This window comes from Vibrio thalassae, assembly GCF_900089835.1.
GTDB classification, from domain to species: domain Bacteria; phylum Pseudomonadota; class Gammaproteobacteria; order Enterobacterales; family Vibrionaceae; genus Vibrio; species Vibrio thalassae.
In genome coordinates, this window is record NZ_OANU01000157.1 from 2,552 (window position 1) to 16,129 (window position 13,578).

At 44.0% G+C, this 13,578-nt stretch carries 16 protein-coding genes; 10 read left to right on the forward strand and 6 right to left on the reverse strand.

All coding sequences use genetic code 11. From position 1 onward, the window contains the following. Nucleotides 1-35 precede the first annotated feature (35 nt). The 5 genes from purT to sbcB form a co-directional block, all read right to left on the reverse strand. Nucleotides 36-1,211 (reverse strand): formate-dependent phosphoribosylglycinamide formyltransferase, encoded by a 1,176-nt coding sequence (purT, locus tag VTH8203_RS22995; protein ID WP_096995706.1) that lies wholly within the window; start codon nt 1,209-1,211, stop codon nt 36-38. A gap of 158 nt (nt 1,212-1,369) precedes the next feature. Beyond that, on the reverse strand, nt 1,370-2,257 hold the full coding sequence (gene cdd / locus VTH8203_RS23000) for a cytidine deaminase (protein ID WP_096995707.1): 888 nt from the start codon (nt 2,255-2,257) through the stop codon (nt 1,370-1,372). Nucleotides 2,258-2,438: 181 nt separating this feature from the next. Then, nucleotides 2,439-3,125 (reverse strand): CidB/LrgB family autolysis modulator, encoded by a 687-nt coding sequence (locus tag VTH8203_RS23005; RefSeq protein ID WP_096995708.1) that lies wholly within the window; start codon nt 3,123-3,125, stop codon nt 2,439-2,441. Nucleotide 3,126: 1 nt separating this feature from the next. After that, a complete protein-coding gene (locus tag VTH8203_RS23010; protein WP_096995709.1) occupies nt 3,127-3,492 on the reverse strand; it encodes a CidA/LrgA family protein in 366 nt (121 codons plus the stop codon). A 98-nt stretch (nt 3,493-3,590) separates the two neighbouring features. Next, nucleotides 3,591-5,012, reverse strand: a complete 1,422-nt coding sequence (gene sbcB / locus VTH8203_RS23015; RefSeq protein ID WP_096995710.1) for an exodeoxyribonuclease I — start codon at nt 5,010-5,012, stop codon at nt 3,591-3,593. Between the two features lie 281 nt (nt 5,013-5,293). Between sbcB and VTH8203_RS23020 the strand changes: the two genes are divergently transcribed. The 10 genes from VTH8203_RS23020 to VTH8203_RS23065 all read left to right on the forward strand — a co-directional run bounded on the left by VTH8203_RS23020 (nt 5,294) and on the right by VTH8203_RS23065 (nt 12,917). After that, nucleotides 5,294-6,667 carry a Na+/H+ antiporter NhaC family protein gene (locus tag VTH8203_RS23020; RefSeq protein ID WP_096995719.1) on the forward strand — a complete coding sequence of 458 codons (1,374 nt, stop codon included), beginning with the start codon at nt 5,294-5,296 and terminating at the stop codon, nt 6,665-6,667. Nucleotides 6,668-6,957: 290 nt separating this feature from the next. Continuing rightward, nucleotides 6,958-7,551, forward strand: a complete 594-nt coding sequence (locus VTH8203_RS23025; RefSeq protein ID WP_096995711.1) for a GNAT family N-acetyltransferase — start codon at nt 6,958-6,960, stop codon at nt 7,549-7,551. Nucleotides 7,552-7,979: 428 nt separating this feature from the next. Further along, on the forward strand, nt 7,980-8,615 hold the full coding sequence (locus tag VTH8203_RS23030; protein ID WP_062460570.1) for an alternative oxidase: 636 nt from the start codon (nt 7,980-7,982) through the stop codon (nt 8,613-8,615). Nucleotides 8,616-8,779: 164 nt separating this feature from the next. Next, nucleotides 8,780-9,373 (forward strand): DJ-1/PfpI family protein, encoded by a 594-nt coding sequence (locus tag VTH8203_RS23035; protein ID WP_096995712.1) that lies wholly within the window; start codon nt 8,780-8,782, stop codon nt 9,371-9,373. Then, the gene (locus VTH8203_RS23040; RefSeq protein ID WP_096995713.1) at nt 9,370-9,666 is read left to right on the forward strand and encodes a hypothetical protein; all 297 of its coding nucleotides are present in this window, start codon (nt 9,370-9,372) and stop codon (nt 9,664-9,666) included. The genes VTH8203_RS23035 and VTH8203_RS23040 overlap by 4 nt, the downstream gene beginning before the upstream one ends. After that, the gene (locus tag VTH8203_RS25645) at nt 9,621-9,872 is read left to right on the forward strand and encodes a GNAT family N-acetyltransferase (RefSeq protein WP_370739272.1); all 252 of its coding nucleotides are present in this window, start codon (nt 9,621-9,623) and stop codon (nt 9,870-9,872) included. Before VTH8203_RS23040 ends, VTH8203_RS25645 begins: the two co-directional genes overlap by 46 nt. 40 nt (nt 9,873-9,912) lie before the next feature. Continuing rightward, nucleotides 9,913-10,587 carry a YoaK family protein gene (locus tag VTH8203_RS23050; RefSeq protein WP_096995715.1) on the forward strand — a complete coding sequence of 225 codons (675 nt, stop codon included), beginning with the start codon at nt 9,913-9,915 and terminating at the stop codon, nt 10,585-10,587. Between the two features lie 9 nt (nt 10,588-10,596). Continuing rightward, complete coding sequence (locus VTH8203_RS23055) at nt 10,597-10,974, forward strand: VOC family protein (protein WP_096995716.1); 378 nt, start codon at nt 10,597-10,599, stop codon at nt 10,972-10,974. A gap of 18 nt (nt 10,975-10,992) precedes the next feature. Then, nucleotides 10,993-11,787 carry a PhzF family phenazine biosynthesis protein gene (locus tag VTH8203_RS23060; RefSeq protein WP_096995717.1) on the forward strand — a complete coding sequence of 265 codons (795 nt, stop codon included), beginning with the start codon at nt 10,993-10,995 and terminating at the stop codon, nt 11,785-11,787. A 98-nt stretch (nt 11,788-11,885) separates the two neighbouring features. Further along, nucleotides 11,886-12,917, forward strand: coding sequence for a DUF2157 domain-containing protein (locus tag VTH8203_RS23065; RefSeq protein ID WP_096995718.1), 1,032 nt, complete (start codon nt 11,886-11,888; stop codon nt 12,915-12,917). Nucleotides 12,918-13,118: 201 nt separating this feature from the next. Here VTH8203_RS23065 and VTH8203_RS24830 read toward each other — a convergent pair whose 3' ends face one another. Beyond that, nucleotides 13,119-13,271, reverse strand: coding sequence for a hypothetical protein (locus tag VTH8203_RS24830; RefSeq protein WP_006071423.1), 153 nt, complete (start codon nt 13,269-13,271; stop codon nt 13,119-13,121). Between the last annotated feature and the right edge of the window lie 307 nt (nt 13,272-13,578).

Genomic DNA, 13,578 nt, shown 5'->3' on the forward strand with positions numbered 1-13,578 from the left:
CATTATGTGGGAGCCGGAAATACACACTGGCTGGCTTAGTAGATCACTTCCACTTTACTGGCACAGTTGACCGCATCATCGATTGCAGTTTCAAGCGATTTACGTTTAGTAAGCACAACCCCTAGTCGACGACGGCCATCAATATCTGGTTTTCCAAACAAACGAACTTGGGTTTCCGGAAGACATAGCGCTTCATCAAGACCTTGATAACGAATATTATTGGACGTACCTTGGCCAAGAATAACAGCTGAAGCCGCAGGCCCATATTGAGTGATTCCGTTAATCGGTAGGCCAGTGAAAGCTCGAACGTGCAATGCAAACTCGGACATGTCTTGGGAAATCAGCGTGACCAGACCGGTGTCATGTGGGCGAGGTGACACTTCATTAAAAATAACGTTGTCACCTTTGACAAACAGCTCCACGCCAAAAATACCGTAGCCACCCAGCGCGTTCACGACTTGTTCGGCGGTATATTCGGCGGCTTTAATGGCGTTCTCAGACATGGATTGTGGCTGCCATGACTCTCGATAGTCACCATCTTCTTGTCGATGTCCTACCGGGGCACAGAAATGCACGCCGTCAACAGCACGAACAGTCAACAAGGTGATTTCATAATCGAAATCAATAAACCCTTCTACAATGACTCTACCGGCGCCAGTACGACCGCCTTCTTGTGCATAAGTCCATGCTTTCTCAATGTCCGATTCTGATTTGATGACACTTTGACCTTTACCAGAGGAGCTCATGACTGGCTTAACGACACAAGGCATGCCGACATGCTCAATGGCCGCTTTAAAGTCTTCATAGCTATCTGCAAACTGATAAGGAGAAGTGTTCAAGCTTAGTTCTTCTGCAGCGAGTCTACGAATACCCTCTCGGTTCATAGTCAGCTTGGTTGCATTCGCAGTAGGGACAACCTTTAAGCCTTTGTTTTCTAGTTCAACCAGTTTATCGGTTGCAATGGCTTCGATTTCGGGCACAACGTAATCGGGCTGTTCTTTACTAATGATGGCTTCTAGTGAGTCACCGTCCAACATATCGAGAACATAACTTCGATGAGCAACTTGCATAGCTGGAGCATCTGCATAGCGATCACAAGCGATAACTTCTAATCCTAGACGTTGGCATTCAATGGCAACTTCTTTTCCTAGTTCACCAGAACCTAAAAGTAAAACACGCGTTGCATTTTCACGAGTAGCAGTACCAAACATAGAGTGTCCTTGAGCATTCATAAGGAAGAATTTCGGGGAATCATACTGGATTAGCGCAAGAAAGCAAACGTTTGCGCGAGATTTTCTTATTACCTTATGTTTGGAGCCAAAAAAAGCCCCGCGTCAGCGAGGCTAAATGAAATCATGGCGTTATTACACTAGATTGACACGTATTCTAGTTGGATATCTGGGTCAATGGCTTCTAGGGTTGCTTGCGTATCTGCAAGGTGGCTAATTTTACCTTGGGAAACTTCGGCCAAAGCGACTAATTGTATGTCCTTGAAGTGTTGACCATCTAGAAGCAACTGAACAAACGCAACCTGTAATGGCGGAAGGCTAGGGTTAAACGCTGCGTTCTCAGCATAGGCGCCTTGATAAACAGAGCCATCTTTCATTGCGATAGCAACACCACTTAGGTTTTTAGTATACGGTGAATGACTGCGATTTAGCGCGTCTACTGCAGAGACAACAAGTACATCAGTTTCGTCAGTGGTCAAAGCGTGAGCTAACGGGCTCATCAAACCTTCGCTAATACCAAGATCTTTAGGTCCAAAGGACTCTGGTAAATATTCTTGCAGCGTCATGGCGTCGCGCTGTGGTAATTGAATGACCAATTTGTCCGCAGTGGTTAACTCGTTCATGAACTGGCGACAGTGACCACAGGGGCTAAAGTTGATCGTGATATCTTTAAGTCCTGTTTCACCTTTCATCCAAGCATGGCTGATAGCGGATTGTTCCGCATGCACTGTTTGACCAAGTTGCGCGCCAATGATCTCCATATTCGCGCCAAAATAGAGTCTGTCCGATGTACCACGTGCAATCGCACCGACAAAAAACTCAGAAATAGGAGCATAAGAATAGGCAGCGGCTAAAGGGAGCAAGGCAACGCGAAGCTCATCATCTTTTAGGCCAGAAATATCGAGCAATTGTGCAAATTGCTCTTGTGATAACGTTGCATCGAAATCTGGTGCGGTAATGATAGGGGTAAGATAGTTAACGATCTGCTCTGGCATGTCTGCAAGTGCTGACTCAAAACGATCTGTCATGCTGTGTCCTTTATTTTTTTCTGCGGTTTACTGACATTCTATGCAAGTCAGCGAGAAATAAAGGTGATTAAGATCACAAATAAAGATGCAATAAATGTAACGTACAATCAATAAGAGTGACGTCACACAATTTGTAGCCAGAAAACACCGTGTTTTGCTGACTACAAATTGAATGGGAGTGTTAAGCAATAACGGTCCCAAACCAAAGAGAGAAGGCGAACATAGATGGGGCAAGGATAGACGTGATCACACCACATACAACGAGAGCGAGTGAGCTGAATGCGGCATCTCTAGGGTCTTTCTCTGCGCAAGTGGCGGTGCCAAGAGCATGTGACACTGTGCCCATAGTGAGCCCTTTGGCAATAGGGTGCGTGACGCCGAGTAAGTTGTATATTGGGTACGCTAATATCGCACCAAATAATCCAACGAGTAACACCAAAATAGCCGCAATAGCAGGCTCGCCACCAAGATGACTAGACACTTCCATTGCGATAGGCGTGGTGACCGATTTTCCTAACAGACTGGCGATAAGTTGCATGTCAGCGCCTAGCCATACCGCGAGCATCGAAGCTGTGAACATCGAAGCGACACTTCCAACACCACACGCTAACGCGATGATTCTCCAATTAGCACGTATTTGCGGAAGTTGCTCATAGAGCGGATAGGCTAAGGCAACCACGGCTGGTTGCAACAGATAGCTGATCCATTGATTGTCTGCATAATACGTATCAAAAGGCACCTTAAGGTACGTCAGTAAAGGAATCATAATCGCAATACTGAGGAGCAACGGGTTAAATAGTGGATTCTTTACTTTCTGAGAAATAAAGCGGGCAATAAAAAATACGACAATAGTTACGAGCAGCCACATATTAGCTATCTCCATTTTTCAAGAAACGATCAAGGAAGACGGAGAGTGTCGTCAGAACAATCAGCGTGCCACCAATCGCACCGACCAATATAGGTAGTGCGTTAGCTATCAACATATCGAAATGGTTCATTAATCCGACACTGATAGGGACGAACAACAAAATCATATAACGAATAAATATGTGCGCGCCCGGTTGAACTAGTCTTACCGGGATAACGCCGCCCGCCATCGCTGCAAATAATAGCAACATGCCAAATATACTGCCTGGTACGGATACATCGAGAAAATGCTGGATGGTATTTCCAATAAACAAGGCAGCAAAAATGATAGCGAACGATAATATATAGTGAAGCGCGGTTTTGAGCATGGCTTCCTCTTAGTGCAAAAAGTAACGACTCTCCTGAAATGCAGCCAAAAGAATGACTCTTGAGGTTTGGCTGCAGGGACACTACATGGCTGGAGAAGTTAAGAAACGAGACGCTCCACGTAGCGGTAGACGGATTTTAGTATGGCGAGTTTCTTCTCGTCAGACTCATGTTCGTGAACTAAGTTTTCCATATTTAGCATATAGCTTTCAATACGACTTTCGAAAAACTCACGACAATGGTTGGCCCAGCGAGTTTGCTCTGTTTCATCAAGGCTCCATGGGAAATTGCGAGCTCGGTATCTAAACAGCAAAGGTTCTATACGAGAATCACTAAAACTAATGTCTAATGCCGACAGATTGTTTGGGTCGGTTTCACGAATAATGTCCATTGCGCTTTTGTCTGCAGGTGAGAAAAACCCACTATAGAGCTGTGTGTCCACGTCGCCGTCATTATCGAACTCGCGTTCAATGCTATAAAGACCTATCAACTTTTCACGAATCTCGGGGTGTTGCTTGATGAGCGCGAGGTTTTTCAAACACTGTTCTCTATCAATGCCAATCACTGCTGCGTTATCTGCCGTTAGTGTTTTGGCAGGCGCCAAAATCGGGCACTTGTTAAGATGAATAAGCTTAAGCGGTACTGGCTTCTCATCGGGTGCAAGGTCGTCATGGCGAGTGTAGAGGCGTTGGTGTAACGCTTCGACATCCAAATCCAATAGCGGTTGAGGATCTTTAGCGAGATCGGCAACGATTACCGCATTCTGATTGGTAGGGTGCCATGCGATAGGTACGACCCAGCTGGTATATTGACATTCTTTACCCAGCATTCCTGATACATGCATTAATGGTGTCATGTTGACGATATCAACAAGCTCGTTGAGCTTGCGCTTGTGGCGCATTGAGTAAAAGTAGTCGAATAACTTTGGCTGAGCGGCTTTTACTTTCTTCGCTAGCTCGATTGTTGCGATAACGTCAGCCATTGCATCGTGAGCGTTTTCGTGTTCGATGCCGTTGGCAATAGAGAGGTGTTCAAGTTTAAAACTGGTAAAACCTTCTTCATTTTCTGGCCATTCAATGCCTTCTGGACGAAGTGCATGACATGCGCGCATAACATCCAGTAAGTCCCAACGAGAATTGCCATTCTGCCAACTCCATGCATAAGGGTCGATAAAATTGCGATAACAGGTGTAACGAGTCACTTCATCATCGAAACGAATACTGTTATAGCCAAGGCTTGTGGTATTCGGCGTGGCGAGTTCATGATGAATTTTAGCAATAAACTCGGGCTCTGATAGTCCTTGCTCTTGGCAACGTTGCGGTGTAATACCAGTGATCAAGGCCGCTTCTGGAGAAGGAAGGTAATCCGCTGGCGGTTGACAATAGATGACCAACGGTTCGCCTATGATAGTAAAGTTTTCGTCAGTCCTTACGCCTGCAAATTGACATGGTCTGTCTTTAGCCGGGCTTACTCCCCATGTTTCGTAATCGAAAAAGAAATAAGTGGGTTGGTGCTGGGACATTAGAAATGGTTCCTTAAATCATAGACTAAGCATAATGAAATAATGCTTGAATATTCCATATTAGACCACTGCCGGGGGTGTATGGCAACGAACAATGACTTATCTCAGCTGTATTATCGACCACAACGCTTGGTTTCCTTCTTTCACTCAAAAATGCTTCCTTTGTTTCGCGGATTTATCATACAGTGGGAAGTTATTAGACATTTAGACGTCTAGACGTTGACATGTCTTGGTTGCCGCATTATGCTGCACGCCATCCTGTTATTGTTGCCACTATTGCTATGACTCATCCTAATAAGAACAACCAATCTATCGTTGCATCACCTGTCGCATTGCTGCCTCTCGTTTTGTTTCTGACCCTGTTTATCGGCGTGGGTACGTATCTGTCGTTACAAGGCGTAGATTTTGCGTTTTATCAGCTGCCAGCCCCAATCGCAATTTTACCCGCTGTGGTGCTAGCGCTTGTTTTGAGTAAAGAAAAACTCAATAAAGCCATCGAACAATTTATCAGAGGCGTTGGTCACCAAGACATCATCGCTATGTGCATGATCTATTTATTAGCAGGTGCATTTGCCGCAGTAGCAAAGGCTTCGGGAGGTGTTGATGCAACGGTGAATCTAGGTTTGTCCGCTATACCAACAAGTATGATTCTTCCTGGCATTTTCCTTATTTCAGCGTTCATTGCGACAGCAATGGGTACGTCCATGGGGACGATCGCCGCAGTAGCTCCAGTGGCGCTCGGAATCGCTGAATCCGCGGGCATGAGTGTTCCCTTGACGGCAGGTGTTGTATTGAGTGGGGCGATGTTCGGCGACAACCTCTCTATTATTTCTGACACGACTATCGCAGCGACACGTTCGCAAGGCTGCGAGATGAAAGATAAGTTTAAAGAGAACGTCCGTATCGCTATGCCAGCCGCGCTCATCGCTTTACTCATTTTTGCGTTCAATAGTTCGGCAACACAATTGCCAGAAACAGGCGAAATTGAATGGTTTAAAGTGATGCCATATATAGCCATTTTGGTGTTGGCGGTTTCTGGGCTTAATGTTTTTGTCGTTTTAGCTGTTGGGATCCTTCTGGCTGGGGCGGTTAGCTTGGCTTCGATTGATGGTTACCAGCTAACGAACTTTGCTCAGGATATCTACAGCGGTTTCGGTAACATGCAAGAGATTTTCCTATTATCTATGTTGATTGGTGGTCTTAGCGAGTTAATGCGCCGACAAGGTGGCTTGGCATTCTTAACACAAGTCATTACCAAGGTAATTCGTAAGTTTGGCTCAACTCACTCAAAGCAAGCGAATAGAAAAGCCAGTGAGTTTGGTATTGCAGGGCTGGTATCCCTGGTGAATGTGTGCACAGCGAACAACACCGTTGCGATTATTGTATCTGGAAGCGTTGCGCGTGAACTAGCAGAAGAAAATGGGGTGACAGCACGTCGTTCAGCGAGTTTGCTTGATATCTACTCTTGCGTAATTCAAGGCATGTTACCTTATGGTGCACAAGTACTTTTGCTTGGCTCAGTATTTCAATTGTCGCCGTTAGAGATAGTGTCTAATTCTTATTATTGCTTTGCTCTAGCACTGTCTGCGGTGGTTGCGATCGTGTTAAAACCTAAGATGAAGCCGTCAGCTGTAGCGGAAGAAACTCCTGCCTAATTAACGAATAGAACAATCACTAACCTCCTAGGTCAATTGGCAACTAAGGCTCCTATGAAAGGGGCCTTATTGCTATCTAAGGAACTCCTCCTTTCAACATCTGTCCAAATGAGGTCTGATAAAACATATCCACTGGTAATGGCTGTTGATTTATTAAGCGATGTGTTAATAAGTGTTTTAGAATATTGACTTTACTTTAAAGTGCTGTTTTATTGAGAAAAGAAGGCAAGCAAATGTACGTGTGTTTCTTTTCTAACGATTTCGATTTCAATCCGCCATGAGGAAGTAGCATGTCTGAATTAAAAATTATTAAAGCCGATTACTCTGCTGTACCTGAGCTGTGCAACATGTTTTTGGACGCTTACGCTGATAATGAAGCGATGCAAGCGGCCTTGCGTCAAGACGAAGTAGCCGATTTCGCTCATGATTGCTATTGGCGTTGGGCAGTGGGTGAGTGGGGGTTAGCCGGTGGCGATGTCTACACCACACCAGAGCGTGATGGTTGCGTTATTATGAGATCTCCAGGAAAACACCAGCCAGATATCATGCAAAAAATGGAACTTCTAGCTATCGTGACGCGTATGATGGGTTCGTGCAAAATTGAACTAGCAAAAGAAGTCTGTGAGCAAATGCTTGCAGTGCCACCATTACAAGATTGCTACTGGTTATGGGGCTTAGGGGTGTCACCTAAAGCTGGGGGCAAAGGCCTTGCAAGTGCATTGATTAAGACGGTGACAGACCAAGCTGATGCTGCCGGTAAACCAACCTATGTCGTGGCATCTAGTGAGAAAGTTGTGAAGACTTTTGAACGTCGAGGCTTTGAAGTACTGTCTAAGAGTGAAAATTTCCCATACTGGTTCATGCTTCGACCTGCTCAAAGCTAAAAACAGTTCTCAATAAAGAGCCTTGGTTAAACCGAGGCTCTTTATTGCACCTATCCTCAAACGTATAATCATCCACGCTTTTCAATCCTCCTCGCAATGATCTGATGCCCTTTACCCTGTTAAGGGGAACAAATTCAGCCGTGACGCAATTGTGCAACTGCCTGTGTCTGCTAGACAGTGTCTTTCGCTTAATTATTCTTAGATAGCCAGTATTCCCCCTACGATTCAACTTTTTCAATAAAAGTGATGATTGAGTTTAAGCTACTGATTTAAAGAAACTATTATCTATTTCAATGCATTTTTTCTTATGATCTTGTCTTAATAACTCTATAAAAACTCAACTATTATTGGTGTTATTCAAAAATAGTTGAATGAATGGCGTTAAGTATGTATGTTGTTAGTAGATTAATCATATGGAGAGATCAGTAATGGTAGAATTCAAATTGACGCACAAGAAAGCTGAACGTGTTTCAGAAAAAGTCGCTCTTTCTGTCACTAAGTTGCTGAAGTATGTACTCAACCTTTTTTACGGCAAAAAATACGATAAAAGGGCAGTTATTCTGGAAACTATAGCCGCCGTACCTGGAATGGTAGCGGGTATGTTCAATCACTTAAAAGCGCTTAGGCGTATGAGAGACGATGAAGGTTGGATCCGAGAGCTTTTAGACGAGGCTGAAAATGAGCGAATGCACTTAATGATTTTTCTAGATATTGCCAAACCCAGTTGGTTGGAGAGGCTCATAGTTCTACTGGGTCAGGGCGTGTTTATTGTTGTTTACTCGATTATCTATTTACTCTCTTCCAAAGTTGCACATCGAGTTGTAGGTTATTTTGAAGAAGAAGCCTGTAAAAGCTATACAGAATACCTAGAGAAGATAGACGAAGGGTACATAGAGAACATACCGGCTCCCAAAATTGCGATCGATTATTACCAGTTAGCGGACGATGCACTGTTGCGTGATGTTGTTTTAAGAATCAGGCAGGATGAAGCCGGTCACAGAGATAGAAACCACGGGTTTGCTGATGCTTATGAACGTAAAGATTTGCCTTCGCATCTTGCCTAACCAATAAAAAAGACGCAGCGGCGTCTTTTTTATTTAGAACAACGATTTCATTTGTTGTGAGTGAGATGCCTTTGACGTTATCCAATACTTATGGTTTAAAGATTGAAATAATCTTTGTAACTCAATACTGTAGGTAACAGTATCTTAACAGAATGGAGGCTGTGATGAATGTTGGAATCTATGTGTATCGTGATGTAGAGGTATTAGACTTTGCTGGGCCTTTTGAAGTCTTTTCTACGGCGAATCGGTTTCTGAACGAAGAAGACAAATGGTCAGTTAGCCTTCTATCTCAAACACAAGGTACCGTCTTAGCAAGAGGTGGTCTTAAAATCCAATCCGACTACTCCATCTACAGTCATCCGGCAATTGATGTACTGATTGTCCCCGGTGGGGTTCATATCCAAGAGATGGAAAACACTCGCGTATTAGATTGGGTGAGAGAGACAGCAGCTAACTCTACGCTTGTGGCTTCTGTGTGTACAGGCGCATTTTTGCTGGCGAAATCGGGTGTCCTTTCTAACCAAACTGTCACGACTCACTGGGAAGATCAAAATGAACTACAACACCTGTTTCCGGAGTTAACCATTATCAATGATACACGTTGGGTAGATTGTGGTGACATTGTCACATCAGCTGGTATTTCTGCTGGGATTGATATGAGCTTGAGGCTGGTTGAAAAATTGCGCGGACGCGACATCGCACTTAAAACAGCAAAACAGATGGAGTTTGATTGGTGTGAACATGGGGTTACTTTATGAGCATTGCTGTAAGACGTTTAACCCACCCAATATCGGAAAATGTGTTAGCACTAGCTGTGTCAGATGAACAGTTGCCTTTTGTGGGTGTAGTATCCGATATTATTCAGAGCAGTTTAGGTTACCCCAAGGAGAGTCAATGGGTAATCTATTTGGGCGGGACTCCTGCAGGTTTTTTCCTACTTGATGAGGCGTACCAAGTTACATTAGGAACTACGTTGGAGAATGCTACTGGCCTTCGCGCTTTTTTATCGATTCGCGGTTTCAGGGTAGAGGTCTCGCTAAGATGTGTTTAAAGCTTATAGTCAAAGAGTTTAACGCTTGGTTGGGCACTGAACACAATGACCTATATTTGACTGTTAACTGTAGAAACAAGGCGGCGTATCAACTTTATTTAGCAGTAGGGTTTATTGATACGAAAGAACTATATCTGGGTGGTCAAGCTGGTCCTCAACACATTATGTGCTTTAAATCAAAGACAACAGATGAAATGGGGCTATGATGCTGCCTTCTGAATTATGTTGTTGAGATAGGTGATTGCTGTGATATCTAAGTTACCTCGTTGGATTGAGTCGGGTGCGTTTGTTCTCTCTTTACTAGCAGGGACAGTGAATGCTGTGGGGCTTATGGGGTTTCAACATCAGGCGATCTCACATTTATCTGGTACTGCAACTCTACTAGGTACTCAACTGATTCACGATTGGTCTCTTGCTGGTCATATGTTCGCAATTATCGTTAGCTTCTTAGTAGGGTCTGCGATTGCTGGTTTATTCATTTCAAATGTGTCGCTAAAACTCGGTCGTCAATACGAGTGGCTTCTTTGCATTGAAAGTCTATTTTTGCTGATCGCCACTTATTTACTACTCAATGGTTCTCAAAGTGGAACCTACTTTGCTTCAGCTGCATGTGGGTTGCAAAACGCCTTGGCAACCACGTTTAGTGGAGCGGTAGTTAGAACGACTCATGTCACTGGTATCGTTACTGATTTGGGAATCATGATTGGTTCGACATTAAGAGGCGAGACATTTGATAAACGAAAAGCCAAGTTGTTTGTCACCATATTAACGGGGTTTATCGTTGGCGGTATAGTGGGTGCTCTGTTATATCGGAATTTAGCGTTTATGGCGCTCGTTGTCCCTGCGGCAGCATGCCTAGTTTTAGCGTTAGTGTACCGAATTTATCGCAAGAGAATCGCTTATACCAATCGAGCAAGTTAGAGGGAATTTATGAACATTCAATCGATTGATCATCTCGTACTCACAGTTGCTGATTTGCAATCATCTGTGGAGTTTTATGAAACGCTAGGAATGAGATATGAAACATTTGGTTATAATCGGCATGCGCTTCATTTTGGTTCTCAGAAGATCAATCTGCATATCAAGGGACAAGAGATAGAACCTAAAGCAACCTTTGCAGTGCCGGGAAGTGAAGACTTGTGTTTTGTAATAGACACTCCGGTTGGACAAGCTAAACAGATACTCATTTCTAAAGGTATTGACGTATTCACAGAGCCTGTCAATCGCACAGGCGCTACGGACAGCATATTGTCAATTTACCTGCGCGATCCAGACGGTAATCTTATCGAACTTTGTAATTATCAATAGTCAACTCTAAGGAAAATCATGACCACGCAATGGATTGTCGATGCTTTTACCACCCAGCCATTCAAGGGCAACAGTGCAGCTGTGATCCTCGTTGAGGAGTACCCTGACGATGAATGGATGCTTAACGTTGCAGCAGAAAACAACTTATCTGAAACCGCTTATCTTAAACGTCTTGATCACAACCACTACTATATTCGATGGTTTTCTCCAATCACTGAAATTGATTTCTGCGGTCATGCCACATTGGCGTCCGCGTTTGTGCTGTTCAATGAGTTGTCTCACACTGGCGAAATTCGTTTTTCTACCAACGATGTCGGTGACCTAACCGTGGTACAAGGAGCTTGTGAGCGAATAGAGATGACGTTTCCCATTCTTATGCCTTGTGAAATAGACGAGGTTCCAGAAGCGCTTGTTCGAGGACTATCTATAGAACCATCTAAGGTGCTACGAAGTAAGCAAGCATATTTCGCTATTTACGAGTCGAAACAACAGGTTGTCTCTTTAGCAACGCAAAATGAGCCACTAAAAACACTTGCTCCTTATGATGTAGTCGCGACAGCTCCAGGTTCCGACGATCAATATGATTTTGTTTCTCGCTATTTTTGGCCAGCGAATGGCGGTGATGAAGACCCCGTCACAGGCTCGATTCATGCGGGTTTGATGCCATATTGGGCTGAACGACTCGGCAAATCAAAACTCACGGCCTTACAAGCTTCTAAAAGAAGTGGGATCTTGTATGGTGAGGTGCTCCACGACAGTGTCTGTATTTCTGGTAATGCCGTATTATTTGCGAAGTCCACTCTGAACGTTTAGAGTCACGCACCAATTTGACGAGTAATGAAATCCACTTATCGGCTTAGAAGTGGGGCACGTAGTCAGTTATTTATCCTAGTAGTAGAAGAGTCAAACGAATGAAGCTTTCAAAAAGAGAAGGTCGTGTTGTTGGCAGTGCGATAGAGCAATGGCTTGAACAAGGCACTATCAACCAAGAAGAACATGACAAACTGAAAAACAGCTATCAAGTCGCCAGTGTCGATTGGTCACTTATTGCTAAGTATTCATTTTGGATTGCAATTGTTTGCATCGTTTTATCGGTACTGTCCGTGTTGCTTGATGAATGGCTGATTAACCTGCTGGATGAGATATTTTCTGCACCTGACATAGCGAAGAGTGGATTTTTCGCTGTAATATCAGCGGGCTTTTACTTTATTGGCGTAAGACGAAAATCGAAGACGCCGGACAAAGCCTTTAGCAATGAGGCCTTATTTGTACTGGGTATTGTCAGTACTGCGGTGTCGATTTATTTTCTTGGGCAAGTGATTCAAACCAAAAGCTTGACCAAACTGATACTGCTGGCCTCGTTGGTCTATGGAGTGCTGGGACTCTGGATTCCGTCATTAATCGTTTGGTTATGTGCGTTGTTATCGCTCGGTACTTGGCTGGGTTTTGAGACTTATCAGTTTAGCGACGATGGATACTTTTTAGGGCTTAACTTTCCGTGTCGATATGTGCTGTACGGCTCAGCGCTCATAGCAGCGAGTACTTTTGCTATCAAACGTTGGCCGTCTAAAGAAGGCTTCGCATTGACGGCACGTGCGTTGGGACTGTTTGTCTTCTTCGTATCAATGTGGTTAATGTCGGTGTTTGGTAACTACGCTAACTTAAGTATCTGGAGTAACGTGACTCAGTTTTCTTTGCTGCATTGGTCGCTATTATTACTAATTGCTTCTGTCGTGGCGTTATACCATGGAATGAAGTTTGATGATGAAATGACGCGAGGCTTCGGTTTAATCTTCATTTTCATTAATCTTTACACTCGTTTTATCGAGTACTTTTGGGAAGGGACGCATAAAACAGTGTTCTTTGCCATTTTAGCCACAAGTTTCTGGTTCTTTGGAACTCGCGCTGAAAAGATATACCACTTGGGGCGCAACAAAGATTAACGATGAACCTCAGCCAATGAACGGGGTTACCTAGTAGGATAGATGATATTTATGTTTTTCCATCGATAAAGTAGATCTAGAAATAATCTAATCAAGAAAAGAAGAGCGCGACCACATAATTCGATATGACCGCGTTATGAATTGGCTGATTCTCCGGTCGGAGGATGCTGTAGGGTTAAAAGAGCTCATAAGAGCCCTGTGTTAGTTTCCGTCGTAGATATAGCTATACACTCTAACTGGCCATCCGTAACCTGTGTATTCTTTAGCAAGAACATCGGCCACTTCAACTGTGACTTCAATTCTTACCCAAGCACCGATGCCTAATGGCTGATACTCAATGACTCGATTTTTCATTACTAGGTTTTCGCTATTATAAGGGGTGATAATCATCGTTAAGGCGCAATGTATACGCCTTAAAGAAAATTAGCTTGGAATAGCCGATATTACTTACCGTGTGCCCGGAGTTCAGGGCTAGCATGGATGCTTAAATTGAACCACGAGTCTATCTGAAATCCACAGACTACGAGACAAGAGGTCGAGAGGCTGTGGCTACGCAGGGCTGTGACTGCTTATGAGTCTGGGCGGCAGTGACTTACCGATGCTGGTAAGGTGATGTAACCCGCTGACAACGGGGAGTGAGGCGAACTCGTTAAGCCAAGAT